This is a genomic window from Pseudomonas sp. FW305-28 (assembly GCF_017351395.1).
Lineage (GTDB): Bacteria > Pseudomonadota > Gammaproteobacteria > Pseudomonadales > Pseudomonadaceae > Aquipseudomonas > Aquipseudomonas fluorescens_AA.
On sequence record NZ_JACNDD010000072.1, the window covers coordinates 1 to 23,725 of the forward strand.

The 23,725-nt window shown below is 60.5% G+C and carries 19 protein-coding genes and 1 pseudogene; 8 read left to right on the forward strand and 12 right to left on the reverse strand.

Annotated features, from left to right (window positions below; all coding sequences use genetic code 11):
* The 3 genes and pseudogenes from J4E53_RS17540 to J4E53_RS17550 form a co-directional block, all read left to right on the forward strand.
* Nucleotides 1–103: pseudogene (locus J4E53_RS17540) on the forward strand (ABC transporter permease); the annotation flags it as partial.
* Between the two features lie 327 nt (nucleotides 104–430).
* Entirely contained in the window at nucleotides 431–835 is a 405-nt protein-coding gene (locus J4E53_RS17545) for a TraR/DksA C4-type zinc finger protein (protein WP_003202859.1), read from the forward strand.
* 179 nt (nucleotides 836–1,014) lie between these two features.
* Nucleotides 1,015–2,619, forward strand: coding sequence for a methyl-accepting chemotaxis protein (locus J4E53_RS17550; protein ID WP_103309505.1), 1,605 nt, complete (start codon nucleotides 1,015–1,017; stop codon nucleotides 2,617–2,619).
* A 284-nt stretch (nucleotides 2,620–2,903) separates the two neighbouring features.
* On the opposite strand, the gene J4E53_RS17555 is transcribed toward J4E53_RS17550, so the two are convergent.
* From J4E53_RS17555 to J4E53_RS17565, 3 genes are all read right to left on the reverse strand, one after another.
* Entirely contained in the window at nucleotides 2,904–3,140 is a 237-nt protein-coding gene (locus tag J4E53_RS17555) for a DUF2789 family protein (RefSeq protein WP_103309507.1), read from the reverse strand.
* Nucleotides 3,141–3,228: 88 nt separating this feature from the next.
* Complete coding sequence (locus J4E53_RS17560; RefSeq protein WP_103309509.1) at nucleotides 3,229–3,459, reverse strand: hypothetical protein; 231 nt, start codon at nucleotides 3,457–3,459, stop codon at nucleotides 3,229–3,231.
* Between the two features lie 131 nt (nucleotides 3,460–3,590).
* Complete coding sequence (locus tag J4E53_RS17565) at nucleotides 3,591–3,815, reverse strand: hypothetical protein (protein WP_092171797.1); 225 nt, start codon at nucleotides 3,813–3,815, stop codon at nucleotides 3,591–3,593.
* 428 nt (nucleotides 3,816–4,243) lie between these two features.
* On the opposite strand from J4E53_RS17565, the gene J4E53_RS17570 reads away from it, so the two are divergent.
* From J4E53_RS17570 to J4E53_RS17580, 3 genes are all read left to right on the forward strand, one after another.
* A complete protein-coding gene (locus J4E53_RS17570) occupies nucleotides 4,244–4,693 on the forward strand; it encodes a hypothetical protein (RefSeq protein ID WP_060741745.1) in 450 nt (149 codons plus the stop codon).
* Nucleotides 4,694–4,845: 152 nt separating this feature from the next.
* A complete protein-coding gene (locus J4E53_RS17575) occupies nucleotides 4,846–5,856 on the forward strand; it encodes an ABC transporter substrate-binding protein (RefSeq protein WP_060741746.1) in 1,011 nt (336 codons plus the stop codon).
* Nucleotides 5,857–5,994: 138 nt separating this feature from the next.
* Entirely contained in the window at nucleotides 5,995–6,432 is a 438-nt protein-coding gene (locus tag J4E53_RS17580; RefSeq protein WP_092204856.1) for a DUF3995 domain-containing protein, read from the forward strand.
* Nucleotides 6,433–6,633: 201 nt separating this feature from the next.
* On the opposite strand, the gene J4E53_RS17585 is transcribed toward J4E53_RS17580, so the two are convergent.
* From J4E53_RS17585 to J4E53_RS17615, 7 genes are all read right to left on the reverse strand, one after another.
* A complete protein-coding gene (locus tag J4E53_RS17585) occupies nucleotides 6,634–6,996 on the reverse strand; it encodes a Na+/H+ antiporter subunit G (protein ID WP_103309512.1) in 363 nt (120 codons plus the stop codon).
* The gene (locus J4E53_RS17590) at nucleotides 6,993–7,271 is read right to left on the reverse strand and encodes a K+/H+ antiporter subunit F (protein WP_003202841.1); all 279 of its coding nucleotides are present in this window, start codon (nucleotides 7,269–7,271) and stop codon (nucleotides 6,993–6,995) included. Before J4E53_RS17590 ends, J4E53_RS17585 begins: the two co-directional genes overlap by 4 nt.
* Nucleotides 7,268–7,756 (reverse strand): Na+/H+ antiporter subunit E, encoded by a 489-nt coding sequence (locus tag J4E53_RS17595; protein ID WP_103309514.1) that lies wholly within the window; start codon nucleotides 7,754–7,756, stop codon nucleotides 7,268–7,270. Before J4E53_RS17595 ends, J4E53_RS17590 begins: the two co-directional genes overlap by 4 nt.
* Complete coding sequence (locus tag J4E53_RS17600; protein WP_103309515.1) at nucleotides 7,753–9,438, reverse strand: monovalent cation/H+ antiporter subunit D; 1,686 nt, start codon at nucleotides 9,436–9,438, stop codon at nucleotides 7,753–7,755. The genes J4E53_RS17595 and J4E53_RS17600 overlap by 4 nt, the downstream gene beginning before the upstream one ends.
* Entirely contained in the window at nucleotides 9,435–9,779 is a 345-nt protein-coding gene (locus J4E53_RS17605; RefSeq protein ID WP_003202835.1) for a Na+/H+ antiporter subunit C, read from the reverse strand. Before J4E53_RS17605 ends, J4E53_RS17600 begins: the two co-directional genes overlap by 4 nt.
* Nucleotides 9,779–12,703, reverse strand: a complete 2,925-nt coding sequence (locus J4E53_RS17610; RefSeq protein ID WP_103309517.1) for a monovalent cation/H+ antiporter subunit A — start codon at nucleotides 12,701–12,703, stop codon at nucleotides 9,779–9,781. The genes J4E53_RS17605 and J4E53_RS17610 overlap by 1 nt, the downstream gene beginning before the upstream one ends.
* Nucleotides 12,704–12,908: 205 nt before the next feature.
* A complete protein-coding gene (locus tag J4E53_RS17615) occupies nucleotides 12,909–13,913 on the reverse strand; it encodes a DMT family transporter (RefSeq protein WP_177431720.1) in 1,005 nt (334 codons plus the stop codon).
* 12 nt (nucleotides 13,914–13,925) lie between these two features.
* Here J4E53_RS17615 and J4E53_RS17620 point away from each other — a divergent pair, with 12 nt between their 5' ends.
* Both J4E53_RS17620 and J4E53_RS17625 read left to right on the forward strand, forming a co-directional pair.
* Nucleotides 13,926–14,489: a helix-turn-helix domain-containing protein gene (locus J4E53_RS17620; protein ID WP_103309520.1), complete on the forward strand. Its 564-nt coding sequence runs from the start codon at nucleotides 13,926–13,928 to the stop codon at nucleotides 14,487–14,489.
* A gap of 17 nt (nucleotides 14,490–14,506) precedes the next feature.
* Nucleotides 14,507–15,955, forward strand: a complete 1,449-nt coding sequence (locus tag J4E53_RS17625; RefSeq protein WP_103309521.1) for an FAD/NAD(P)-binding protein — start codon at nucleotides 14,507–14,509, stop codon at nucleotides 15,953–15,955.
* A 99-nt stretch (nucleotides 15,956–16,054) separates the two neighbouring features.
* Here the strand turns inward: J4E53_RS17625 and J4E53_RS17630 are convergent, their stop codons facing one another.
* Nucleotides 16,055–18,856, reverse strand: coding sequence for an RHS repeat domain-containing protein (locus J4E53_RS17630; RefSeq protein ID WP_103309523.1), 2,802 nt, complete (start codon nucleotides 18,854–18,856; stop codon nucleotides 16,055–16,057).
* Between the two features lie 27 nt (nucleotides 18,857–18,883).
* Entirely contained in the window at nucleotides 18,884–23,713 is a 4,830-nt protein-coding gene (locus J4E53_RS17635) for a neuraminidase-like domain-containing protein (RefSeq protein WP_103309525.1), read from the reverse strand.
* Between the last annotated feature and the right edge of the window lie 12 nt (nucleotides 23,714–23,725).

A 23,725-nucleotide genomic window follows, 5' to 3' on the forward strand; every position in this document is an offset into this window, starting at 1 on the left:
CGTCGGTGTCGATGCCTATATCCAGGACATCATCAAGGGCTTGATCATCGTCGTGGCAGTGGTCATCGACCAGTACCGCAACAAGCGCAAACTCAAGCGTTGATCCCCTGAGGTTGCGACAAAGCGCCACGCCTGACCCGCGTGGCGTTGCCATTTGTCTTCTTAATACAGCTATTGCACCGAATTTCTTGTTATAAACGCACTCCGATGACTGCCAAAAGCCTGTCAGAGAACATTTGAGGGGGTTGTCGGACATTTTCCCTATGTTTTCAGTTGCTGAGGCCTCGACTCGGCCTTAGACTGCCGCCCCTCGTAAATTGAGTGCCGGGTGGCGCTTGGAATAGACGGCGCCTTTCCCGATGAGCGTGGCAGCTGCGCTGCGGGACGCTCCATAATTCGCCTTAATGCACGTTTTTTTATAGAGAAATCAATGACAAAGGAAAAGTTGCTGGCCATGCCGGCGGATGACTACATGAATGCCGAGCAGCTGGCTTTCTTCACCAAGCTGTTGCAGAACATGAAGGTCGAAACCCACGAGCGCATCGAACAGAACCGAATCGCCATTGAAAGCCTGGACACCCCGGCCGACCCGGCGGACGCTGCTTCCGTAGAAGAAGAGCGTACCTGGCTGGTCAACGCCATCGATCGCGACCAGCGCATGCTGCCTCAACTGGAGCAGGCCCTGGACCGCATCAACGACGACAGCTTCGGCTGGTGCGACGACAGCGGCGAGCCGATCGGCCTCAAGCGCCTGCTGATCAGCCCGACCACCAAGTACTGCATCGAAGCCCAGGAACGTCACGAACAGATCGACAAGCACCAGCGTCAGGCCTGATTCGCGTTTTCCAAAAAAAGATCGCGACCTTTTGACGAAGGCCGCGATCTTTTGCTTTCGCCCGTGGCTGTTCGTCTACTTCCGTTGACCTGCTGCAAGAACACGACTAATGGACCATGGATAATGGCTCGGTAGTGGCGTTTAATGCGGTCATAACAACGAGAGTGTGGGTGACGAACATGGCGACAGACGGAACGCTGGCGGGTGCGGTGCCGGCCTCGGAACCTGTGACAAAAGGCGCGGCGCGCTGGCTGACGCCGACCTTGCAGAGCCTCGCCCTGGCCTTGCTGCTGTGCGGCATGGCCCTGGGCGGCTGGTCGCTGTACCTGGGCCTGCCGCTGGTCATGCTCATCGTCTGGTTGCCGCGCCTGCGTTCGCCCGTGGCCGCGGCACCCGCAGCCGCGACCGACACATTGGCCGAGCTGACCCGCGACCTGTCCTACACCACCAGCCATAACGCGCTGTCGGCGGCCGGCGTCGCCTATTCGGTCAAGCAACTGGCCGGCAAGGTCCAGTCCCAACTCGATGCAGCGGCGCAGATCGTCAGCAATGCCGAATCGATGATCGCCACTGAACAGGCCACTTCGCAACTCAGCCAGCAGGCCTTGGGCGCTGCCAGCGAGGCCCATCGCAGCAGCGTGGCCGGGCGCAGCGAACTGGTGGAGTCCATCAGCCGCATGCACCAGCTCAGCCAGCGCGCCAATGACAGCCGTGAGTTGATCGAAGCCTTGAGCGTACGCAGCGATGAAATCCAGCGAGTCAGCCTGGTGATCCAATCGATTGCCAGCCAGACCAACCTGCTGGCGTTGAACGCGGCCATCGAGGCGGCCCGGGCCGGTGAGCATGGCCGTGGGTTCGCGGTGGTGGCCGATGAGGTCCGCGGCCTGGCCGGGCGCACCGCCGCGGCGACCGGCGAAGTCGGGGTGATGGTGGCCGACATCCAGCAGCGCACGACCCAGGTGGTGGAGCAGATCCGTCAATTGGCCGCTGACCTGGACAGCGGCGTGCAGCAGGTGGAGCACACCGGCCAGCACCTGGAAAACATTGCCAGGCTTGCAGAAGGGGTCGAGACCCAGGTCAGCGCCATCGCCCAGGGCACCGACACCAACCGCGAACAACTCGACAGCCTGTTCCACGCCATCGAGCAGATGCGCAGCGACCTGTCCATCAGCGACCAGCAGACCCAGCGCCTGGCCGAGGCGGCGGTGCAGATGGAAGGCCAGGCCGAAACCATCAGCGAACGCCTGGCCGAGGTGGGGCTCGACGATTATCACCAACGGGTCTACGACCTGGCGCGGGAAGGGGCGAGCCAGATCGCCGCGCAGTTCGAGGCCGACATCGACCAGGGCCGTGTCAGCCTTGAGGACTTGTTCGACCGTAACTACCAGCCGATCCCCAATACCCAACCGGCCAAGTTCCAGACCCGTTTCGACCGTTACACCGACCAGGTCCTGCCGGCGATCCAGGAGCCGTTGCTGGCCCGCCACGAGGGGTTGGTGTTTGCGATTGCCTGCACCCAGCAGGGCTACGTGCCGACTCACAACAAGGCGTTCAGCCAGCCACTGACCGGCGATCCCCAGGTGGACACGCTGAATAATCGCACCAAGCGCAAATTCTCCGATCGCACCGGGATTCGTTGCGGCAGCCACCAGCAACCCGTATTGCTCCAGACTTACACCCGGGACACGGGGGAGTTGATGCACGATCTTTCCGTACCGATCATGCTCAAGGGCCGTCATTGGGGAGGCTTGCGGTTGGGCTACAAACCCGAGAAGCCGCGTTAGGCCTCAGCGCAAGGCACCTGGCCTGCACTGCAACCCTGTGGCGAGGGAGCTTGCTCCCGCTGGGCTTGTGTAGGAGCTGCCGAAGGCTGCGATCTTTTGAGCTTTCGCTTGGGATCCAAGTGTCTGGGGAAAGATCGCAGCCTCGTTGCACTCGACAGCTCCTACGCAGCTCCTACGGGGCGCACCCCAGCGGGAGCAAGCTCCCTCGCCACAAGAGCTGCCTTGCACTCAATCAAAGGTCCTGGCTGCTATAGCTGTCTTGTTCCTGGCCAAAGGTCTGGCTGCTATTTACCGTCGTGCAGCCGCACGTTCAGTTGATCCACCAGCACCGCCTCTTCGCCGTCGGCCAGCAGCCATTCGCGCAGCAGGTCTTTTTGCTGGTCCGACCAGAAGTCGGCCTCCACCAGCTTGATCTCCGGGGCCAATGGGTGTGCGACGATGAAATCGTCGATGGCGCTGCCGTCCGAGGGCAGGCCGAGTTGGTCGAACAAGGTGCTGAGTTCGTGAGAAGGTTGTTCCATGGAAGTCTCCTTTGGGTGGGGGCGCCGTCGTGGCGCCTCGGGGCTTACCTTTATCTGAGGCAAGCGGTCACCAGGAGTTCGATTGGAATCAGGCTTTCAAGGCCCCTTCATCCACGGCGGCCTTCAACGCCCTGGCTGCTTCCCTGGCCGCCTCGGCCGCGAGCTGCGAAGTCTTGAACCAGCGATCCTTTTCCACCTGGTGGCAACTGACGGTGGTCAACGGTGGCTTGGCACGCATCACGATGACGGCCTGGAACTCGCCTTCGATTTCTCTGGCTTCGCCCCGGATAAAAAACTCGCCAATATCAAATTCCGTCACGTCGCGCCTTCTCCTCGAAACCATTATGGGTGCGCGAACCGCCGATTCACGACGGTCTTCGCTGGGCGGGCAGTATGGCAGCAGTTGCCTGTCGGCGGCTGAGTTAAGTCATGGACGGGCACATATGCGTTTCAGGCGCTGTTTTCGAGGCGCCTGGCCAGGTAGCAGGCCTCGTTATGGTCGGTGCGGAATCCTCTTACACGTCCAGTCGATGTTTCTTCAATGTGAAAAAAACACTTGCCGGCCAAGACGACCCGATAACGCGGTTGAATCAACGAAATTGGCAGGCAATCGGCTCCGTCAGGGCTGTTGGCTGGTTCAACGATGCATGGGGCGTGGGTGGTGAAAGTGGCCATTGTGAATTCCTTTTCATGGTTTACCGACGAATTGCCGGGTACTTCGAGTAGTCTCCACGCCTTCGGCTGCTCTAGAATCGGCAGCGTCGTGTGGACGGTTGCGCCTATCTAAAGCAATTTTTTTTGGGCTCGATGTCAGAAAAATGCTTTTTTAAGTGAGAAATTTCCCTAAAGTTAGTAGTCCCATCTTTTCCGATGCTCAGAGTGGCGTTTTCCTTCAGCCTCTGGCGACCCCCCGGGAAAGACGGCGAGAGCGGCAACCTTTAGTCTGCTCTCGGCCCGGGACAGGGGCGCGCCGTTCATTTCGAATTTCAGTGACAGGTCCATTACGACACTACAGTCGGTACGGGTTCTCGTGGTCCGTCCTTTGCGCAGGGCGGGTCTTTTTCAAAAATGGGGATGTTTCCTTGGCAGTAAGTAATCTCGACATGCATGCGTTATTTGTACTTGGTGACCTGCGGGCAAAACTGGTCAAACAATTCCAGTCACGTTTCGTCTACATCACCGAGCAGACCGCCGAAGGTATTTATGTCGCCGAAATCGACACCGAGTCGGCCCTGGTGGTCGATGACAAGCCCAGGCTCGAGCTCAAGGTCGGCGATCATTTTCGTGCGGCGGTATTGCCCAGTCGCGAAGGTGGCAAGTTTGAAATCCGCTTTCGCGAAATCAAGCTGACGGTCTATGGCCTTGGCGATTACGCCTTCGTCACGACCCCTGGTGGTCATGCCATCCTGTTCAAGGAAGGCCACAGCGTGGTGACCGTGTTTGCGGCCAACGAACAGTTGCAGGAAGGCTTGACCAAGACCTTGAAGGCGGTGACCGCCAAGGCCGCCAAGTGGCGCAAGGGCGAGCTGGTGACTTTCAAGGCCAGTGAGTGACCGTTTCTGGGCCTGTGCGCCCACACCACTGACAGTTTCGCAAGAACTCGCTGGAACCTCGGCTACAGTCAATTGACTGAACTATTCAGGGACTTGCGTTCGGTTACGCAGGGCCGTTCAGCTATTGCGGTATCTGGCATGAGGTGCAAAGCATGAAACGAGTTCGACAGTGGCTGGCTGCCTGGGCCACCTTCGCTGTGTTGGTTTCACCCCTTCCGGTGTCGGCCGCCACCGCGCCGATCCACTTTGCCGACTTGAACTGGGAAAGTGGCAGCCTGATCACCGATATCCTGCGAGTCATCGTGGAAAAGGGCTATGGATTGCAGACCGATACATTGCCCGGCACCACCATTACCCTGGAAACCGCCCTGGCCAATAACGACATACAGGTGATCGGCGAAGAATGGGCCGGCCGCAGCCCCGTGTGGGTCAAGGCCGAGGCCGAAGGCAAGGTGGTCGCCTTGGGCGATACGGTCAAAGGCGCGACCGAAGGTTGGTGGGTGCCCGAGTACGTCATCAAGGGCGACCCGGCCAAGGGCATCAAGCCCCTGGCGCCGGACCTGCGCAGCGTCGAAGACCTGGCGCGCTACAAGCACGTGTTCAAGGACCCGGAGAGCCCCGACAAGGGCCGCTTCCTCAACAGCCCCATCGGTTGGACCTCCGAGGTGGTCAACAAACAGAAGCTCAAGGCGTATGGCTTGTCTGACAGCTACGTGAATTTTCGCAGCGGTTCGGGGGCGGCGCTGGATGCGGAAATCAGCTCGACGATCCGCCGGGGCAAACCGATCCTGTTCTACTACTGGTCGCCCACGCCGCTGCTCGGGCGTTTCAAACTGGTGCAGCTGCAAGAACCGCCGTTCGATGCCGAGGCCTGGAAGACCCTGACCGACGCCGATAACCCTAACCCGAAACCGACCCGCTCCCTGGCCTCGAAACTGTCGATCGGTGTCTCGGCGCCATTCCAGAAGCAATACCCGGAGATTGCCGAGTTCTTCAGCAAGGTCGACTTGCCCATCGAGCCGTTGAACAAGACCCTGGCCGACATGAGCGAGAAGCGCACGCCACCCCGTGAAGCCGCCGAGGCGTTCCTCAAGGCCCACCCTGAGGTCTGGCAGGCCTGGTTGCCCAAGGAGGTCGCCGACAAGGTCTCTGCCGGTCTGTAGGGCGCGCGCGTGCCAGCGGGCTGAACGCTTGATCCTGGGCAATGAATCATTCACTGGAAACTGGCAACCTGCGCCCGTCCAGCGAAATACCAAATTCGAGCTAGGATGATTGTTCAACCTTTTTCAGGAGGCTGGCGAATGACGCTTTTATTGGCTCGGTCGCTGGTCGCAGTGTTTGCGACCATCAGCTTGATTCATTTGTATTGGGCCCTGGGTGGGCGGTGGGCGGCCCTGGCGGTGGTACCCCAGGTGCCGGTGAGGCAGGGGGAGGCGCTGCGACCGGCGTTCGACCCTTCGGGCTGGCTGACGTTGCTGGTCGCCCTGGCACTGCTGATGATTGCGCTGCTGGTGTGCCTGCGGGGCGGTCTGCTGGCGCAGCCAGTCACCCATCGGGCGTTGCAGTGGCTGATCAGTGCTATCGCCTTGCTGATGTTCGCCCGGGCCATTGGCGAGTCGAACCTGGTGGGCTTCTTCAAGGAGGTCAAGGGCTCGACATTCGCCAGGCTCGACACCTGGGTCTACTCGCCGTTGTGCGTGGTGCTCGGGGCCGGGTTGTTGACGGTGGCGTGGGCTTGAACGGCAGTGCAAGGGTGGGAGGGACTTACACAAGACGACCCGCTTTTGTGGCGAGGGAGCTTGCTCCCGCTGGAGGGCGCAGCCCTCCCAAAAGCTGAACACAAACAGCCTGACACTCCGAGGTGACAGGTCTCGGGGCTGCTGCGCAGCCCAGCGGGAGCAAGGTCCCTCGCCACAAGGGTGTTCGCCGCAAGGTAGCGGTCAGCCGTCCTGTCCGGTTCGGCGACTGCTCACTTCCGCCGGCACATCATCCCCAGCCATGCGTTTGCGGAACAACGCTGCCCGAGCCAGCAGCAGGGTGGTCACCGGTACGGTGATGGACAGCAGGATCGGGATCAGCCAGGCGTGCAACACCGGTCCGGACTTGAGCGCCGAAAAATACACGATCGAGGCCAGCGCCACGCACCAGGCCCCCAGCGTGGAGGCCAGGGCCGGCGGGTGCATGCGCTGGAAATAATCCTTCAAGCGCACCAGGCCGATCGCCCCGGTCAGGGCGAAGAGGCTGCTGAGTACCAGCAGGATCGCCACCGGAATTTCAACCCACATCGACAGTTCGCCGTTCATTCGATCACCTCGCCACGCAGCAGGAACTTGGCCAGGGCGAACGAGCCGACGAAGCCGAACAGGGCGATCAGCAGCGCCGCCTCGAAATAGGTGTCACTGGCATAGCGGATGCCCAGCACCAGCATCATCAGCATCGCCACGATGTACAGGTAGTCCAGGGCCAATACCCGATCCTGGGCCGAAGGGCCCTTGAACAGCCGCCACAGGGTCAACACCATCGCCAGGGAGAACAGGAACAGGCTCAACAGGATCGCATTGGACAGCAACGGGCTCATTCGAAAATCTCCATCAACGGGCGCTCGTAGGTGGCCTTGAAATGCGCGATGAATGACGCCTCGTCGGCCAGGTCGAACACGTGCATCAACAGGATGCTGCGATCCAGGGCCAGTTCCGACCAGACGGTCCCGGGAATCACCGTGGTGATCATCGACAGCGCAGCCAGGCCGTTGGCATCGCGCAGGTCCAGCGGCACCTTGATGAACCGCGAGCGAGGTGGCCGGCGGCCGGCGTTCAGTACACCCCAGGCCACCACCAGGTTGGACACCAGCACGTCGCGGCCCACCAGCAGGAACAAGCGCACCACCACCCACGGCCGGCGGATACGGATGGGCCGCGGTCGCAACGGGCGCATCATCAACGGGGCCAGGAACCCCAGTGCAGCGCCCAGCAGCAGATGGCCGGCGCTGAGGGACACGTTCAACACCAGCCACAACAAGCACAGCGCCAGGGACAACCACGGGGCGGGAAACAGGCGCTTCATGGCTGCACCTCCCGCAACACGGCGCGGGTTTCGGGGTTGGGCACGGCGCGGGTGGCAAGTACCGACATCACGTAATGTTCCGGGTTGTTCAGCGCATCGGCAGCGGATTGGGTATAGCGCAGCAACGGCTCGGCCTTGAAGGTCAGGGCGATGCCCAGGCCCAGCAGCACGACGATCGGCAGGCATTCGAACGGTCGCAGCAACGGCGAGGGTCGCTCTTGCGGCGTCCAGAAGCGCTGGATGCCCAGGCGCGAGAAGGCGATCAACGAGGCCAGCCCCGACAGGATCAACAACGCCAACAAGCCCCAGGCCTGGTTCGACACCGGCGTTCCGGCGCTGGCCTCGAGCCCCTGGGGATTGAGCAGGGCACTGAGCAGGCTCAGCTTGCCGATGAACCCCGACAGCGGCGGCATGCCGATGATCAACAGCGCACAGAAGATAAAGCTCAAGCCAAGGAAGGCCATGGTCCAGGGAATCACCTGCCCGACCACGGCTTTTTGCTCGTCATCGAGGTTGATGCCCTTGGGCGGCTGCAAGGATTCCAGCGGTCGCGGCAACGTGTCGAAGTCGTCGTCCAGGGACAGTTCATTGGCCGAGCGCGAACGCTCGATCAGTTCGGCCAGCAAGAACAGTGCACAGAGCGCCAGGGTCGAACTCACCAGATAGAACAGCGCCGCACCCACCAGGTTCGGTTGGGCGAAGCCGATGGCCGACAACAGGATCCCGGCCGAGACCAGGATGCTCAGGCTCGCCATGCGCTCCAGGCGCTGGGCGGCGAGAATGGCAATGGCGGCGCAGACGATGGTTGCCATGCCGCCGTAGACCAGCCAGTCGGCGCCGAAATACGCCGAGGCGCCGGCCTGGCCGGAGAACAGCAGCGTCCACAGGCGCAGGAGCGTGTAGACGCCGACCTTGGTCATGATCGCGAACAGCGCCGCCACCGGTGCGCTGGCGGCGCTATAGGCCGGCACCAGCCAGAAGTTCAGCGGCCACATGCCGGCCTTGGCCAGGAACGCCACCGCGAGAATGCCTGCCCCGGCGTGCAGCAGGCCGCGGTCGGCCTCCGGCACCAGCGGGATTTTCAGGGCCAGGTCGGCCATGTTCAACGTGCCGGTGACGCCATAGATCAGCGCCGCGCCGATCAGGAACAACGACGAGGCCAGCAGGTTGATGGAGATGTAATGCAGGCCCGACGACACTCGCGCCCGGCCCGAACCGTGCAGCATCAGGCCGTAGGAAGCCGCCAGCAGCACTTCGAAGAACACGAACAGGTTGAACAGGTCCGCCGTCAGGAAGGCACCGTAGAGGCCCATCAACTGGATCTGGAACAGCGCATGGAAACTGGCACCGGCGCGGTCCCAGCGGGCCGTGGCGAAGAGCAGGGCGCTGACGCCGATGATGCCGGTCAGTACCAGCATCAGCGCCGACAGGCGATCGACCACCAGGACGATACCGAACGGCGCCTGCCAATTGCCGGGCAGGTACACGCCAATGGAGGCGGGCAAGGCCTGGTCCTGGGTCCAGTAGAGCAACAGCACGGCGATGCCCAGGCCCAGCAGGCTGGAAAACAGGTTGATCCGGGCCTTGAGCGGGCGGTGCTTCTCGCCCAGCATCAGCATCACCGCGGCGGTCAGCAGCGGCAGCAGGATGGGGGCGGCGATCAGGTGGGGTGTCACGATCATTCCTTGGGCTCCCGACCGTCCACATGGTCGGTACCGGTCAGGCCCCGGGACGCCAGCAGCACCACCAGGAACAGCGCGGTCATGGCGAAGCTGATCACGATGGCGGTCAGCACCAGTGCCTGGGGCAGCGGGTCGGTGTAGTGCAGCAGGTCCTGGGGCACGCCGTCCTTGATGATCGGCTCCTTGCCGATGAACAGGCTGCCCATGCTGAAGATGAACAGGTTGACGCCATAGGACAGCAGGCACAGACCCATGACCACCTGGAAGGTCCGTGGCCGCAGCACCAGCCAGACGCCGGAGGCGGCCAGTACGCCGATTGCGATTGCGATGACTTCTTCCATCAGACGGTGGCTCCTTTGGCGGGGGCGATGGGTTTGGCTTGCAGGCCCGGTTTATGGGCCCGCACCGACTGGTGAGCCAGGGCGGTGAGGATCAACAGGGTGGAACCGACCACCACGGCGTACACGCCAATGTCGAAGAACAGCGCGCTGGCCAGGTGGATGTCACCCAGCAATGGCAATTCGAAGTGCCAGGTGTGGGTGGTCAGGAACGGATAACCCACGGCCATCGCCCCCAGGCCGGTGGCGGTGGCGAACAACAGCCCGGTGCCCATCCAGCGCAGCGGTCGCAGGCTCATTTGCGCCTCGACCCACTGGGTGCCGGCGACCATGTATTGCAGGATGAACGCCACCGACATCACCAGCCCGGCCACGAAGCCGCCACCGGGTTGGTTGTGGCCGCGCATGAACAGGTAGAACGACACCACCAGGGCGATCGGCAGCAGCAGGCGCACCAGCACCGACGGCACCATCATGAAACCCAAGGCGGTATCGCTGGCATGGCGCGGGTTGACCAGGTCGGTGACCACGTCCGGTGCCAGCAGGCGCTGTTGCGCCGGCAGTTGCATGCTTTCCTTCGGTGGTCGGAAACGCCGCAACAGGGCGAACACCGCCAGGGCTACCGCCACCAGCACGGTGATTTCCCCCAAGGTGTCGAAGCCACGGAAGTCCACCAGCATCACGTTCACCACGTTGCTGCCGCCGCCTTCGGGCAGGGCGCGGCTTAGGTAGAACGAAGAAATGTCGTTGGGCGTCTGCCGCGTCAGCATCGCATAGGACAGCAACGCCATGCCGCCGCCCACCGCGATGGACAGCAGCAAGTCCCGCAGGCGCCGGATGCGCGCGCGCCGCTCGCTGTTGGGCAGTGGCGAGACGTCCTCGATCCGCCGGGGCAGCCAGCGCAGGCCCAGCAGGATCAGCACGGTGGTCACCACTTCCACCACCAGTTGCGTCAAGGCCAGGTCGGGTGCGGAAAACCAGACGAAGGTCACGCAGGTCATCAGGCCGCAGACGCTGACCATGGTCAGGGCCGCGAGCCGGTGATACTTGGCCTGCCAGGCCGCGCCCAGGGCACAGATGATTGCCAGCAGCCACAAGGTGACGAAGACGATGGAGCCGGGGATCTTCGGCCGGTCGCCCCAGACCAGCGTGCTGTGCAGCATCGGGATCAATCCGGCAAGCACGGCAGCGAGGACCAGCCAGAACAACTGGGCTTGCAGGCGGCGGGTGCTGATCCGTCGTTCCAGGCGCCGGCCCTGGCGCATCATCAGCACCAGGCAGCGCTCGAACAGGCGCTTGCCGCTGAGTCGGCCAATGAACGGCGGGTGCTTGATGTGGCCTTGCCGGAACTGATTGCGCAACAACAGGTACAGGACGATGCCGCCGGACATCGCCACCAGGCTCATGATCATCGGCGCGTTCAGGCCGTGCCAGATCGCCAGGCTGTACTCGGGCAGCGTGCCACCCACCACCGGCAACGCGGCGGCCGCGAGCAGCGAGCCGACCACCTGGGCCGGAAAAATCCCCACCAACAGGCAGGTGAACACCAGTAATTCAACTGGCGCGCGCATCCAGCGCGGTGGTTCGTGGGGGGTATGGGGCAGATCGGTGGCGGTGGGGCCGAAGAACACATCCACGGTGAAACGCAGGGAGTAAGCGACGCTGAAGGTCCCGGCGATGGTGGCGATGATCGGCAACGCCAGCTCGACCCAGGCCGTGGCGGAAATGAACACCGTCTCGGCGAAGAACATCTCCTTGGACAGGAAACCATTGAGCAGCGGCACCCCGGCCATCGCTGCGCTGGCGACCATGGCCAGGGTGGCGGTGAACGGAATCAGCCGCACCAGGCCGCTGAGCTTGCGAATGTCCCGGGTGCCGCTTTCGTGGTCGATGATCCCGGCGGCCATGAACAAGGAGGCCTTGAAGGTGGCATGGTTGAGGATATGGAACACCGCCGCCACGGCCGCCAGCGGACTGTTCAGGCCCAGCAACAGGGTGATCAGCCCGAGGTGGCTGATGGTGGAGTAAGCCAGCAAACCCTTGAGGTCGTTCTGGAACATGGCGCAGTAGGCGCCCAGCAGCAAGGTACAGGCCCCCGCGCCGCTGACGATGTAGAACCATTCTTCACTGCCCGACAGCGACGGCCATAACCGCGCCAGCAGGAACACCCCGGCCTTGACCATGGTCGCCGAGTGCAGGTACGCCGACACCGGCGTGGGGGCGGCCATGGCGTGGGGGAGCCAGAAGTGGAAAGGGAATTGCGCGCTTTTGCTCAGGGCACCGATCAGGATCAACGGCAGCAGGACGGGGTAGAGGGCATGGGCACGGATCAGGTCGCCGGCGGCCAGGACCTTGTCCAGCTCATAGCTGCCCACCACATGGCCGAGCAGCATCACCCCCGCCAACAGGCAAAGCCCGCCGGCCCCGGTCACCATCAACGCCATATAGGCACCGCGCCGCGCGTCTGAGCGGTGGTGCCAGTAACCGATCAGCAGGAACGAGAACAGGCTGGTCAGCTCCCAGAAAAACACCATCTGGATCAGGTTGCCGGAGATCACCAGCCCGAGCATGGCGCCCATGAACGCCAGGAAGAAGGCGAAGAAGCGCGGCACCGGATCGTCCGGCGACATGTAATAGCGGGCGTACAGCGACACCAGCGTGCCGATGCCCAGCACCAGCAACGAAAACAGCCAGGCGAACCCGTCCAGGCGCAGCACGAAATCCAGGCCCAGGCTGGGCAACCAGGCATAGTGCTCGCGGATTACGCCGCCGTCGGCGATCTGCGGGTACAGCAAGGCCACCTGAACGGTACCGGCCAGGGCGACGAGGCCGGCCAGCAGTGATTCGGCGTTACGGGCGTTATGCGGCAGCAGCGCCGCGACACAGCTGCCGATGAAGGGCAAAAGCAATAGAACTATCAGTGACATAGGCTTCTATTCGGCGGGAGGTTGTGAGGGATCATACGTGGCGTATTCCCGATCACCAACCGTGAGGGTGTCGCAGAATCCTACAAGGTAGGCAGTGTTTTCCGACTTTGCAGGGTTTCAGATGACCTCGGACGAAGCGTCAACGCCGGAATGGCCGCTGCCGAGGCGGCTTTTTTTTCGGTGGCGAATGGATTGCTGGCCGGCCTCAACCTTCCCGCTCAAGCGATTCATCGGCTGCAATGGCATCTTTGCTGCGGGTCTTCAGCTCACTGACAATCACCGCCGCCACGATCAGCGCCGCGCCGAACAAGGCAATCGCCGGCAACCGCTCACCGGCCAGGCGCCCGGCGATGCCGGCCCACACCGGTTCGCCGGCATAGATCAGCGTGGCGCGGGTCGGCGAGACGCTTTTCTGCGCCCAGTTCATCGCCACCTGGATCGCGGCACTGGCGGCGCCCAGGCCCACGGCACTGACCAGCAGCAACAGGGAAAAATCCGGGATCGCTTCCTGGGTCGGCACCACCATCAGGAACGCCAGCACCGCCGTGCTCGCCAGTTGCACCACGGTCACCCGGCGCACGTCGACCTGGCCGGCATAGGCGCTGATCAGGATGATCTCGGCGGCAATCGCGATGGCGCTGATCAACGTGGCGATTTCACCGGGGCTGAAATTCAATGAAGCGCCCGCCGGCCCCGACACCAGCATCAAGCCGGTGAACGCCAGCATGATGCCGATGCTGGGCATCAGCCCAGGGCGACGGCCCAGCACCAGCCATTGCAGCAAGGGCACGAAGGGCACGTAAAGCGCGGTGATGAACGCCGACTGGCTGCTGGGAATGGTTTGCAGGCCGACGGTCTGCAAACCGTAGCCGAGCATGATTGCCACGCCGATGAAGCACCCGGCCTTGAGTTCGAACAGCGTCAGGTCGCGCAGGTGCCGCCAGGAAAACAGTGCGACGAACGCGGCGGCGGCCGCGAAGCGCAGGCCGACGAAAAACATCGGCCCGCTGACCGTCATGGCGTGCTGTACCAGCAAGAACGTTCCACCCCAGATCATGGTGATCAGCACCAGCACGCATTCGGCCTTGCTGAACCGGGAGAAACGGGGGGAAGCTTGAGGGGAGTTCACCGATGCCATGACCTTGCGCGCCACTTGAGGGGGACGCACAATGCGCCCGAAGGTGGGCAGTATAATGCGCAACCCAGCCATGTGAGCAATATAGTGCACAAAGAATCCGGCCAGCGGGCCTCCGTCCTGCAACACGTCAGCCAGAACGTCCGTCGTCTGCGCCATGCCGCGCAGCTCAGCCAGACCGCGCTGGCGGAATTGTCCGGGGTCAGCCGGCGCATGCTGGTGGCCATCGAGGCGGGGGAAAAGAACGTCAGCCTGACGACGCTTGATCGGGTCGCCGAAGCCCTGGACGTGGCCTTCAGCGACTTGATCCAGGCCCCCGAGGCGCGAGATCCGAGCCGCATCAATGAACTGGCCTGGGCCGGCACCATCCCCGGCAGCAAGGCCGTATTACTGGCCAAGGCCACCGCCAGCCGTGAAGTCGAGCTTTGGGAATGGCGTCTGGAGCCCGGCGAGCATTACCCTTCAGAGCCTGACGCCGACGGTTGGAGCGAGCAGCTCTATGTCTTCGAGGGTTGCCTGACCCTGCTGTTGGGCAGCGAGGAGCGCCGCATTGGCGCCGGTGAGTTTTTCATGTTCGCCAGCAACCAGCCCCATGCCTATCGCAACGATGGCCCGGTGGCGGCGAGATTCGTACGCAACGTGGTGATTTGATTCCTGGGGAGAGCGGTATGGACACAGCGCTGGAACGACAGGGGAGTGGCCTCATCCGCGAAGCCGACATTCTGATTATCGGTGGCGGCCTGAGCGGTGCCATGCTGGCCGCGCAGTTGCTGCGCCTGCCGGGCCGGCGCGAGGTGCTGATCGTCGAGCCGCGCAGCGAGCTGGGCCGGGGCGAGGCCTACAGTGCCGTGGAGCTGGGGCACACCTTGAACGGCAACGCCGCGCGGATGAGCGTCGATCCGGACAACGCCGACGACCTGACCCAATGGCTCACCGCGTTCATCGAAGCCGGCGGCTGGCCCGAGTCGGATCAGCAGCACGTGCCGATCAGCGAGTTGTTCCCGCCCCGGGGAATCTTTGGCCTGTATGTGCAGCAACGCCTGGCCGAGGCCCGCGAGTTGGGCGCACAAAACGGTTCGACCGCCGAGCATGTGCGCGGGGAGGCTGTGGACCTGCGGCTTGCCGACGATGCCGTGATGGTTACGCTCGCCGACGGCCAAGTCTTGCGAGGCGGTTTCGCGGTGCTGGCCACCGGCATGTTCCCGGCGGCGCGCACCCCGCAAACCGAATCCAGCGGCTTGAATGCCGCGGCCCTGGATCCCTGGGATGTGGCCGCGATGCGCCAGCTCGATCCCCAGGCCACGGTGCTGATCATCGGCTCGGGCCTGACCATGGTCGACGCCGTGGTGTCCCTGGAACAGGCCGGGCACCGTGGCCCCATCGAAGTGTTTTCCCGCCATGGGCTGTTGCCACACGTGCGCCGCCAGCCGCCGGCCTGGGTGGATTTCCTCGCCGAAGATCACAGCCTGCGTTCGCCCCGCCAGTTGATGCGCGCCCTGCGTGAGCAATGTCGCGAGGCCATGGCCCAGGGCATTGATTGGCAGGCGCCGCTGGACACCGTGCGTGCGCACATCGGGCGCTTGTGGAACCAGGCCAGCGATGTGCAGCGCCGGCAGTTCGTGCGGCATGTGCGGCCGTGGTGGGAGAGTCATCACCATCGCTCGCCACCGTTGAGCGCGGAGCTGGTGGCGCGTTTGCATGGGGAAGGGCGGTTGCGGATCCAGGCGGCGTCGTTCAAAGGGTTGGCGTCGTCTCCCGAGGGCACAGTGGGTATTCGCATCCGTCGCCGGGGCGAGGCAGGACTGGAAGTGGTGCAGGGCGCCGCGCTGATCAACTCCAGTGGCATTGAATATGACTGGCGCCGCGTTGCGCGGCCGTTGCCGCAACAGCTGCTGGCCCGGGGGCTGGTCCAGCCGGGGCCGCTGGCCCTGGGTATTGCCGCGCGTGCCGATGGTGCGGTGCTGGATGCTCGAGGCGAACCCGCCCAGCGGTTGTTCGCCATGGGCCCGCCGCTGCGGGGGATGTGGTGGGAAAGTACTGCCGTGACTGATGTGGCGAGCCAGGCCAAGGCGTTGGCGGGGCGGTTGGTTCAATTGCAAACCCAGTATCCAGACTGAGTGCTTTTTTACCTGTGGCAACGCAGTGGTGGCTGCTTTTTAGGCGTTGTCCTGTCGCGCGGGTGTGGGGCGCGAAGAGGTGAACAAGATATCCTTCCATCACAGCGGCCTGCGCTCTCCCCAGCCGAGGGCCATAGCTGCGGAACGGGGATTTGCAGCTTGTGCCCTGATCTTTTTCACGTTTACATCATTCACTTGTTTCAACGCATTCATTGTCAAATATGTGCCTGCGCCACGAATACTTAAGGTGTTTTCCGCAACCCTCCCTTCGGCTACGGCTCTATGTAACTGTGCGCTACTCAGTTGCGAGCCGGGATCAATGACAGTGAAATCAACCCTCAAGTCGGCATTGTTGCTTTCATTTTCGTAAGGGAAATTCAGAGTAACAAGGGTTATGCCATATATTTTTCGATCAGCCGGTTCCTTATTCAGGTCCGACTTCTTGAGTAGTGCGAACAACCGGTTGTCCGGTCTTTTCTTGTCCGATAACAAATCGGTTTTCCGCATCTTCTCACCAGGACCCATCCAGGTGTGGAGTTCTCCAGAGATATAGACCCCTAACTCAAAATTTCTTTTCTGTTTCGTAGCATCTTCAGCTCCCTTGAGGATGCTTGATGTTATTAAGTCCCTGTATATGTTTTTATAGCCCGTTAGAGTATCTTTTAGCTCGTCACTGGTCACGCCACTCACGTCGCCGTATTTAAGCAGCTGTTCCCTCGACCCTATCCCGACTTCTACGGCTTCGAAGTCATCACTTGGCTTATAATCACCTAGCGACTCATCAAACACCTTTATTTTTTTCTTCGATAGCAGTGCCAAAAAGTGGAATCTATTAAATCGGTTGACTTCTATTTCCGCTTCTGGAGTGTCTTTTGAATTGATTTCTCCTGCGTTTTTAGTCGGCATTAATCCGTCTATATCGTTGTAACTGATTGGACTATTTTTAACCATTCGATAGATATTTAAACCATCTACCCCTTCTGCCGGATCCGGATTGACCCACCGCTGCAACCACGTCGCGTAATACCTGAACCCATAATAATAAAGCCCCGTCGCATCCCGCTCTTTCCCTGAATAACGCACGGTCTTGTAACTGGCCTCCACCTCACTGCGCCCGGCAAACCAGGCCGTACTGCCGTAGGGATGGTAGGTTTCCCGGCTGATGACCCCGGCCTCGCCATCCAGCTCCAGGCTGCTGGAACCCAGATGGTCGGTCAGGCTGTAGCGGTATTGATCGTTGCTCATACCGTCAGGCGGTGCGGTTTCCCAGTGCAGCACTTGCATGGCGCTGCGTCCGGCTTGTACGCAGATCACGTGCAACACTTCGCCCGTACCTTGGCGAGTGCGGATTTCCAGGCCTGGTAAATAACGAACTTCCGAGATCAGCGAACGGGCATTGGTTTGGGTGGAGCGGACCTTGCGTCGTCGCATTCCGTCGCCGCCGTAGAAGTACAGTTCGCGGTCATCATCATCGCTTTCACGTTCGACGGGGCGTACCTCGTGCAGTTGATTGCGCAGGTCCCAACTCATGACTTGCCCCGGTTGCAGTTCCAGCAGATTGCCGTTGCCATCAAAAGCAGCGGCAATTTCGTCCTCGGTCGGAGGCCGGTCATTGTGTTCAGGCAGGCAGCGGTTGCTGTAGCGAGCGGCCGTCAGTTTGCGGCTGTGACTTTGTGGGCCGACATGAATCAGTTCCAGCAAGTTGCCACCCGCGTCGTAGTGGTACGTTTGCTGATAGTTGGCGACTGCGCCCGGATCGTCGAAGCGGTTGAATCCCGGACCTCGACTGGCACTTCCGGCCTCCCAGCCGGTTGCCTTGGTCAACTGATAGAGGCTGTCATAGTCATAGCGCTTGATCGGCTCCACCCGCTGGTTGGCGAAATAACGAATCGGCAAGGCAGCATCTTCGAGACTCAGCACATTGCCCACCGGGTCGTAGGCATAGCGAAGATCCTGCAGAGGGGCATCGGCATCGCGCGCGGCGTGCAGCCGCAGAAGGCGTCCGTCCTCGGCACGGTAAGTCAGGGTGCTGACCACACCGTTGCCGGCAGTTTCCTGTTCGACCTGGCTGTAGGCGTTGTAGGCGATATTACCGACCAGCGTCCGAGGCGTGGCCTGACCGCTCAGTTGCAGGTGGCTGGCGAACAACAGGCCATCGACGGTGTAGTCGAACAGTTGCCGATTGCCCTTGGCATCCACCTGCTCCAGCACATCGCCCAGCGGGTTGAAACGCGTCGCACTGGTTGCCGCTTGGGCCACCGGCTCCAGCAGTGCATCGCGCTCAGGTAGGGCCTGCGGCCAATCCGGTGCTTCCAGCGCATGTAAAAAGCGTTGGGTCTGTTCAAGTATTCCACCGGTTAAAGCGTACTCGTCCAGAGTCTGGGTGCCCGCCGGATCATCGTGTCGGATCACTTGCCCGCATTGGTTGTGAGCGGCGAAGTCGGTGCCGGCAGCCGCGTATTCATAACGCTCGGTGCAGCGCGCGGCTTCGCCTTTGCCTTGTTCGTAAACGGCCAGTGGGCGCAGCAGATCGTCGTATTCGACCCGTCGCTCAGTCTCTCGGCTGTCCCAGGTTTCCACTAACTGATCTGCATCGCCGAACAAGCTGATCCGCTCACCGGCATCGACACTCATCGAGCCCAGTATCTTGCCTGACAGCGAGTAGCGGTTGCTCAGGTTCGCCGGTGTTGCCGCATCTTCTGTCTTGAGCGCCCATAGCCTGGGGTCCCATTGCTCAACCAGGCGCCCCATCGCGTCATAAGCGCTGCGGTTGATTCGCTCTTCGGGGGCTGTCGTCTGGACGGCGCGGTAGTAGGTGACTGAACGCACATCGAGGCCACGCGGGTCTGCCACCGTCAGGGTCGGTGTGTGAGTGTGAATGCCCTGCGTCAGAACCGTCATGGTTGACACTCTCTATATCGATAGCACCTAGGACTTGGCAGTGTATTGGACGTGCACGATGATATCGGTCAGGGACCGTAGCGCATCCTGCTGTCGGTCCGGCCGCGGAAACACCAGGGCCCAGCGTGACACCGCGCCGGTACCCTCGAACGGCAGGTAGCGCTCATCGTCGAAGTTCAACGCGAACATCCCGTCATCGCTGAGTCCGCTGGACAGCGCGATCTGCTGGCTGGCGCGCAGGTTTTCCCGCACCACCCCATCGACGGTCGCACTCAGTTGGACCTTGTTGTAAGTCTGCGTCAGCTCGGCTCGGATATCTTCATAGGGGCCCACGAGCAACGGCAGGGACACGCCGATGCGCTTGATACGGCGTAGGTAGTGCCCGGGATAATCGTCGTCGAACATCACCTGGGTCAGTTCGAAAGCAACGCTGCCGTCTTGCTCCAGACGGTCCTGCAGTGCCTCCCAGGACAGATTGATGGTCGATTCCGGATCTTTGTCCTTGAGCTCGCGTAGCGAAACGGTCTTGGTAATTTCCAGCTTGCGTTCGTGACGCTTGAGGTACTCGCTCTCCATTCTCAGCAGATTGACTTTCAACGACTCACCGGCGCCCAAGCCTCGATAGCTGTCGTTCCAACCACCGGTGTGAATGAAGGTGGTGACGAAGTCGGCGATCTCGTATTGCCAACTGGCCTGGGTGGCCAGGCACAGAGACAAGGTAGCGTCGTACATCTGGTAATAGAACGTCGCAAACTGGCCGATCAGCCATTGATACAACTGGGGGGTAGTGAAGCGTTTGGACAGGAAGGCATAGCTGACCCGGGCCTGTTCCAACGCTGCTTCGGCCTGCAGCAGTTGCAGTCGGGTGGCCTCCTGCTGCTCGTCCATTACCTTGAGCTGGGCATCTATCTGGGCAATTTCCAGTACCGCCTGATCACGGGCCTGCATCCATTCCTGATGGCGGCGACGGTAGCCTTCGGCACGGTCCAACGCTTCGCCGGTGGCATGGCTCAGGGCCGCGACACCGCGAGCGATATGAGCGACAACCTCAGGAACGCCGTTGCTCTCAATTCCGCTGACACCGGCACCGGCTTCTGCACCAACCGCCGTGCCGCCCACCACTCCTGCGTTCACCGACGTACCGCTAGGCACCAGCTTGAGTGCTGCGGCAATAGTGTCCGAGAATGCAGCCCCTCCCTCAAGGATACGTCCTTGCAGATGCTCCATGCCGGCCAGGATTTCCCCGGAACTGACCACTTCTTCGCTCAATCCTTTGTAGAAAATCCGGCGGCCTTCCACAACCTTTTTACTGGCTTCCAGAGCCTCGCGACTCTCTGTTTCAATCTTCTGTGCCTGCTTTTGCAAAACAATGGCATGTTCGGCGAATTCCCAGGCTTGCTGGTGCTGCAACTCCAGGAACTCCGCCTGTTCCTTGCGCTCGATCAATGACAATAAGGTCTGGCCAAACTGGATCAGGCTGTCCACCGCGGCGCTGGCGCTACGGAGCATGATCGAGAAACGATAATGTGGGGTGTCCGCGGCGATCAGGCGGCCAACACCGCCACTGCCGCCGCCCTGGCCGAAGGCAGCGAGCAGGGCTCGCGGGTCGAGCGGAGCAGCGAACAACGGCAGCAGCAAAGGCTTGCCGTCCAGGGTGCGGTTGTTACGCAAGTTGTGCAGTCGACTCTCGGCGGTATCCCAGAGTTCCACCAGCTTGAAGTTCATTGGTACACGCAGGAATTCGCTGTCCACGCTCAGCACGTTTGGATCCGGGGCGAAGGTGCGCAACTCCAGCGGTGGTTCGTTGAACAAGACCAGAGACACGCCATCGTTGGCCTCTGCGCTTTCGCGCCGCTCCTGGTCCTGGGCCACCAATCGCCGCTCATAGTCGCGCAGGCCTTGGCTCGAACTGGCGGCCAGGGTTTGCAGGGTGATCGGTATCCAAGGGTCGATCAGGTTGATATCCGGTCGCGGTCCCAACAGATCCAGCACCCGTACGTACCAGAGTTTCGCTTCGGCCAGGCTGTCGGGCGTCAGTTGCCGGTAGGCGCTGTCGCCCCGGTCGAGCAGATTCTTCAGATAAAAGCTGTAGATGGCCTTGCGATAATGGATCGGGTTGCTGCTGGCGATGCCATCCGGATCCTGGGGCGCCCGGGAGGCATAATCGAGATCACGACTCTCGTTCTCCACCAACGGGCGCACATTCCAATAGGCCGGGCGGCCGCTGCTATCAGGTTTGCGGCTGGTATCGAAAATGAAGCTCAACCAGTGCTCGCTGCCGTCGAACTGCTGTTCGAGGTTCATGCGATGGGCCACCATGAACGGCAGGTGCAGGAACAACTCCCAGAAATACAGACCGTTAGCGCCATTGAAATCCATCTTGTTATTGGTCGTCGGTGGAGTCAGTGGCGGTTCTTCCTGTTGCTGGGTTTCCCAGGACAACAAGTTTTCCAGCGCGATATTGGCCTTTTCCACCAGGGTGCGGGCGAACAGGGTGTTCATGCGAATAGGTTTGCGAGCGACCGTGGTCGAACCGTCGCTGAACTCGACGTCGGACCCCGTGAAATCTATGAACTCGGCGATGCCCAGTGTGGGGCTATCACGCGTGCCCATGCCAGGGGCTTTCAACGTATCGCCGCTTGGGGTCTCCAGTTTCAACTCGACGGTTAAGTGTTTGTTGCCGCCACCGAGCAAGGGGCCATTAGCTGCGCCATCACGAACGTAGACACCGTGGTTGAATGGAATCACTTTAGAGTTTTCAGGCCATTCCACCGGCCAGTCGGGAAGTAAGGTTTCAGGATTTATTTTTACTTTGAGTCTTAGAATATTAGGCGCCAGTAGATTCATGGAATAATTGGTGTTCGCCAACCAAACGGATCCAGCTACCAAATTGGCAGGTGTGGGATTGCTGATTAGTCTGGGGCGCGCAAATTGGTGCTGAAAGTATAAATCCGTCAATCCAGAGTAGAAGCTTCGCTGCTGGAGCATTACATGGTCTGGTGCATTGTCGTCTGGGTGCGTCACCTGCAATCGATACAGATTCGAATCTTCGAAAAGCTTTTCAATAGCTCTTGTGCGCACATATTTACCAGCAAGGGATCTAATCCTTGTGCCGTTCTCGATGGCTGGGATGAGTACACCTCCGCCGCTTTTGGTGTCGCATAAAAAGTCAATGCCTGACTCGGGGATAGGTAAAACAATAACCCCGGAATTAAATATGTACGACTTGCTTTTGTTGAAGTAAGAAGTGCCAAAGCTCAGGATGGATGAACCGCCCAGCAACATCTGGAATTCATCAGCGGCGACTCTCTCGGTAATGATCAGTATTAGCTGAAATCTCTCTGCCTGTGCGCTAATGTCCATGCATTGGATAATAACTTGGCGAAGCTTTTCTCCCATTAAATCAGTTGTTGTTTTCGAAATTATCTCGATTTCAGAAGTTGCACGATTAAATGTAATTTCGTTGTTGGAAACATTGGCAATGTTACTTCGCAGGCCTTCATGGTTCCAGTGAGGTTCTGTTCCGAGTGGTGATGAGTTTTTTACTTCTTTCAAGGAGATCTGAAGTGCTGGAAGTCTGAACTGAAACTTGCCATTGTTCTCATGGGAAAACATTCGAGTCACTTTCAGTACGTGGAGTTTTTTCCTGCCTGGGTCCGATTGATTCAAGCTGACTTTGCCGGCAATCGGAAACAAAATATCGCGATTGAAGTTTTTGTCGATATTGGCCGTCTTGAGGAAGGCGTATGTATCCTTACTACCATCAATTTCAGTACCAGGTGTATACCCTGCGTACATCGCAATGAACAAGGCGTCCGGCGTCGACGAAGTGTCTTGGATAGCAATGGTCTCCAACACCCCGTTCAAATCCTCGCCCAGCGGAAAGTTATCCGCCTCGCTGGTGGCAGTGATGTAACAAAGCGGGGCACTCCAGGAATTGTCATATTTCTTATAGGAAACGTTCAAGTGCAACTCGGTACGGTTGAACGTGATGGTCTCTATTTCGGGTGGGGCGTTACCAACGGGAGGCTTCTTGTTGAATTCCGTTCTTTCGGCCAGGTGCAGCACATCGACCCAAACCACGAACAAGCGATTATTGAAAAACACCGGGCGGATGGTTTTCTCTACCGTAGCCTCGGAAATTCCCAAGTCTGCGCTTGTCCAGTCTGACCAAGCCCCCGGTTGCGGGTAGTCGTGTTTGGGCCCGTTGGTGCCACTCACGTAGCTGCGTTGCGACATGTCCACCGAGCGCCAGTAATACCGGTTCTCCGCTCGTGACTTGCCGATGAAGTAATAGGTGCCGTTGGCGAAGTCGTCATCGGTGATATAGCCATTGACGATGGTCAGGTTGGCCACCTCCTCGAAGCTGGCCAGGTAGTGCTTGACCGCTTCCTGGGTCGTGTCGAGGTGGATCTTGTTCTGGTTGATATCGTTTTCCAACTGGAGGAAGTACTTGGACTTCTTCATTCGCAAGCTGGGATCTATATAGATCGAAGGGTAATAGGCCAACTGCTGGTTCGCCGCCCACAGCGGGTATTGGCATTGCTGGTCGCGCCATTCGGCGATCTGGTGGTCAGCCAGGGTCTTGGTCTCATAGCCAGGCTCCATGCCCATGAGTACGCCATTGATGTATTGCTGCAGGCTGGCGATGGCCGAGGCGACATAGCTGGTCTCCACTTCCTGGCTGACTTGGACATCCAGCAGTAGAAACTCGTACAGGTCGTTGGCGGTTTTCAGTTTGTCGCTGAGGCCTAATTGCTGCAAAACGGAGTCGTTGGACACAACCTGATCCAAGTAGTAAGCCACTTGGATATCGCGCAACGTTTCATTCAGTTGTTTTTCGATGGAAATCGTCATTAGGAATACCTC

Bases quoted from the DNA above. Each gene is read 5' to 3' on its own strand.
- J4E53_RS17555 (WP_103309507.1), bottom strand. From the start codon at position 3,140: ATGGAACAACCTTCTCACGAACTCAGCACCTTGTTCGACCAACTCGGC.
- J4E53_RS17610 (WP_103309517.1), bottom strand. From the start codon at position 12,703: ATGTCACTGATAGTTCTATTGCTTTTGCCCTTCATCGGCAGCTGTGTC.
- J4E53_RS17580 (WP_092204856.1), top strand. From the start codon at position 5,995: ATGACGCTTTTATTGGCTCGGTCGCTGGTCGCAGTGTTTGCGACCATC.
- J4E53_RS17605 (WP_003202835.1), bottom strand. From the start codon at position 9,779: ATGGAAGAAGTCATCGCAATCGCAATCGGCGTACTGGCCGCCTCCGGC.
- J4E53_RS17600 (WP_103309515.1), bottom strand. From the start codon at position 9,438: ATGATCGTGACACCCCACCTGATCGCCGCCCCCATCCTGCTGCCGCTG.
- J4E53_RS17565 (WP_092171797.1), bottom strand. From the start codon at position 3,815: ATGGCCACTTTCACCACCCACGCCCCATGCATCGTTGAACCAGCCAAC.
- J4E53_RS17585 (WP_103309512.1), bottom strand. From the start codon at position 6,996: ATGAACGGCGAACTGTCGATGTGGGTTGAAATTCCGGTGGCGATCCTG.
- J4E53_RS17595 (WP_103309514.1), bottom strand. From the start codon at position 7,756: ATGAAGCGCCTGTTTCCCGCCCCGTGGTTGTCCCTGGCGCTGTGCTTG.
- J4E53_RS17570 (WP_060741745.1), top strand. From the start codon at position 4,244: ATGCATGCGTTATTTGTACTTGGTGACCTGCGGGCAAAACTGGTCAAA.
- J4E53_RS17635 (WP_103309525.1), bottom strand. From the start codon at position 23,713: ATGACGATTTCCATCGAAAAACAACTGAATGAAACGTTGCGCGATATC.
- J4E53_RS17550 (WP_103309505.1), top strand. From the start codon at position 1,015: ATGGCGACAGACGGAACGCTGGCGGGTGCGGTGCCGGCCTCGGAACCT.
- J4E53_RS17590 (WP_003202841.1), bottom strand. From the start codon at position 7,271: ATGAGCCCGTTGCTGTCCAATGCGATCCTGTTGAGCCTGTTCCTGTTC.
- J4E53_RS17575 (WP_060741746.1), top strand. From the start codon at position 4,846: ATGAAACGAGTTCGACAGTGGCTGGCTGCCTGGGCCACCTTCGCTGTG.
- J4E53_RS17625 (WP_103309521.1), top strand. From the start codon at position 14,507: ATGGACACAGCGCTGGAACGACAGGGGAGTGGCCTCATCCGCGAAGCC.
- J4E53_RS17630 (WP_103309523.1), bottom strand. From the start codon at position 18,856: ATGACGGTTCTGACGCAGGGCATTCACACTCACACACCGACCCTGACG.
- J4E53_RS17615 (WP_177431720.1), bottom strand. From the start codon at position 13,913: ATGGCTGGGTTGCGCATTATACTGCCCACCTTCGGGCGCATTGTGCGT.
- J4E53_RS17545 (WP_003202859.1), top strand. From the start codon at position 431: ATGACAAAGGAAAAGTTGCTGGCCATGCCGGCGGATGACTACATGAAT.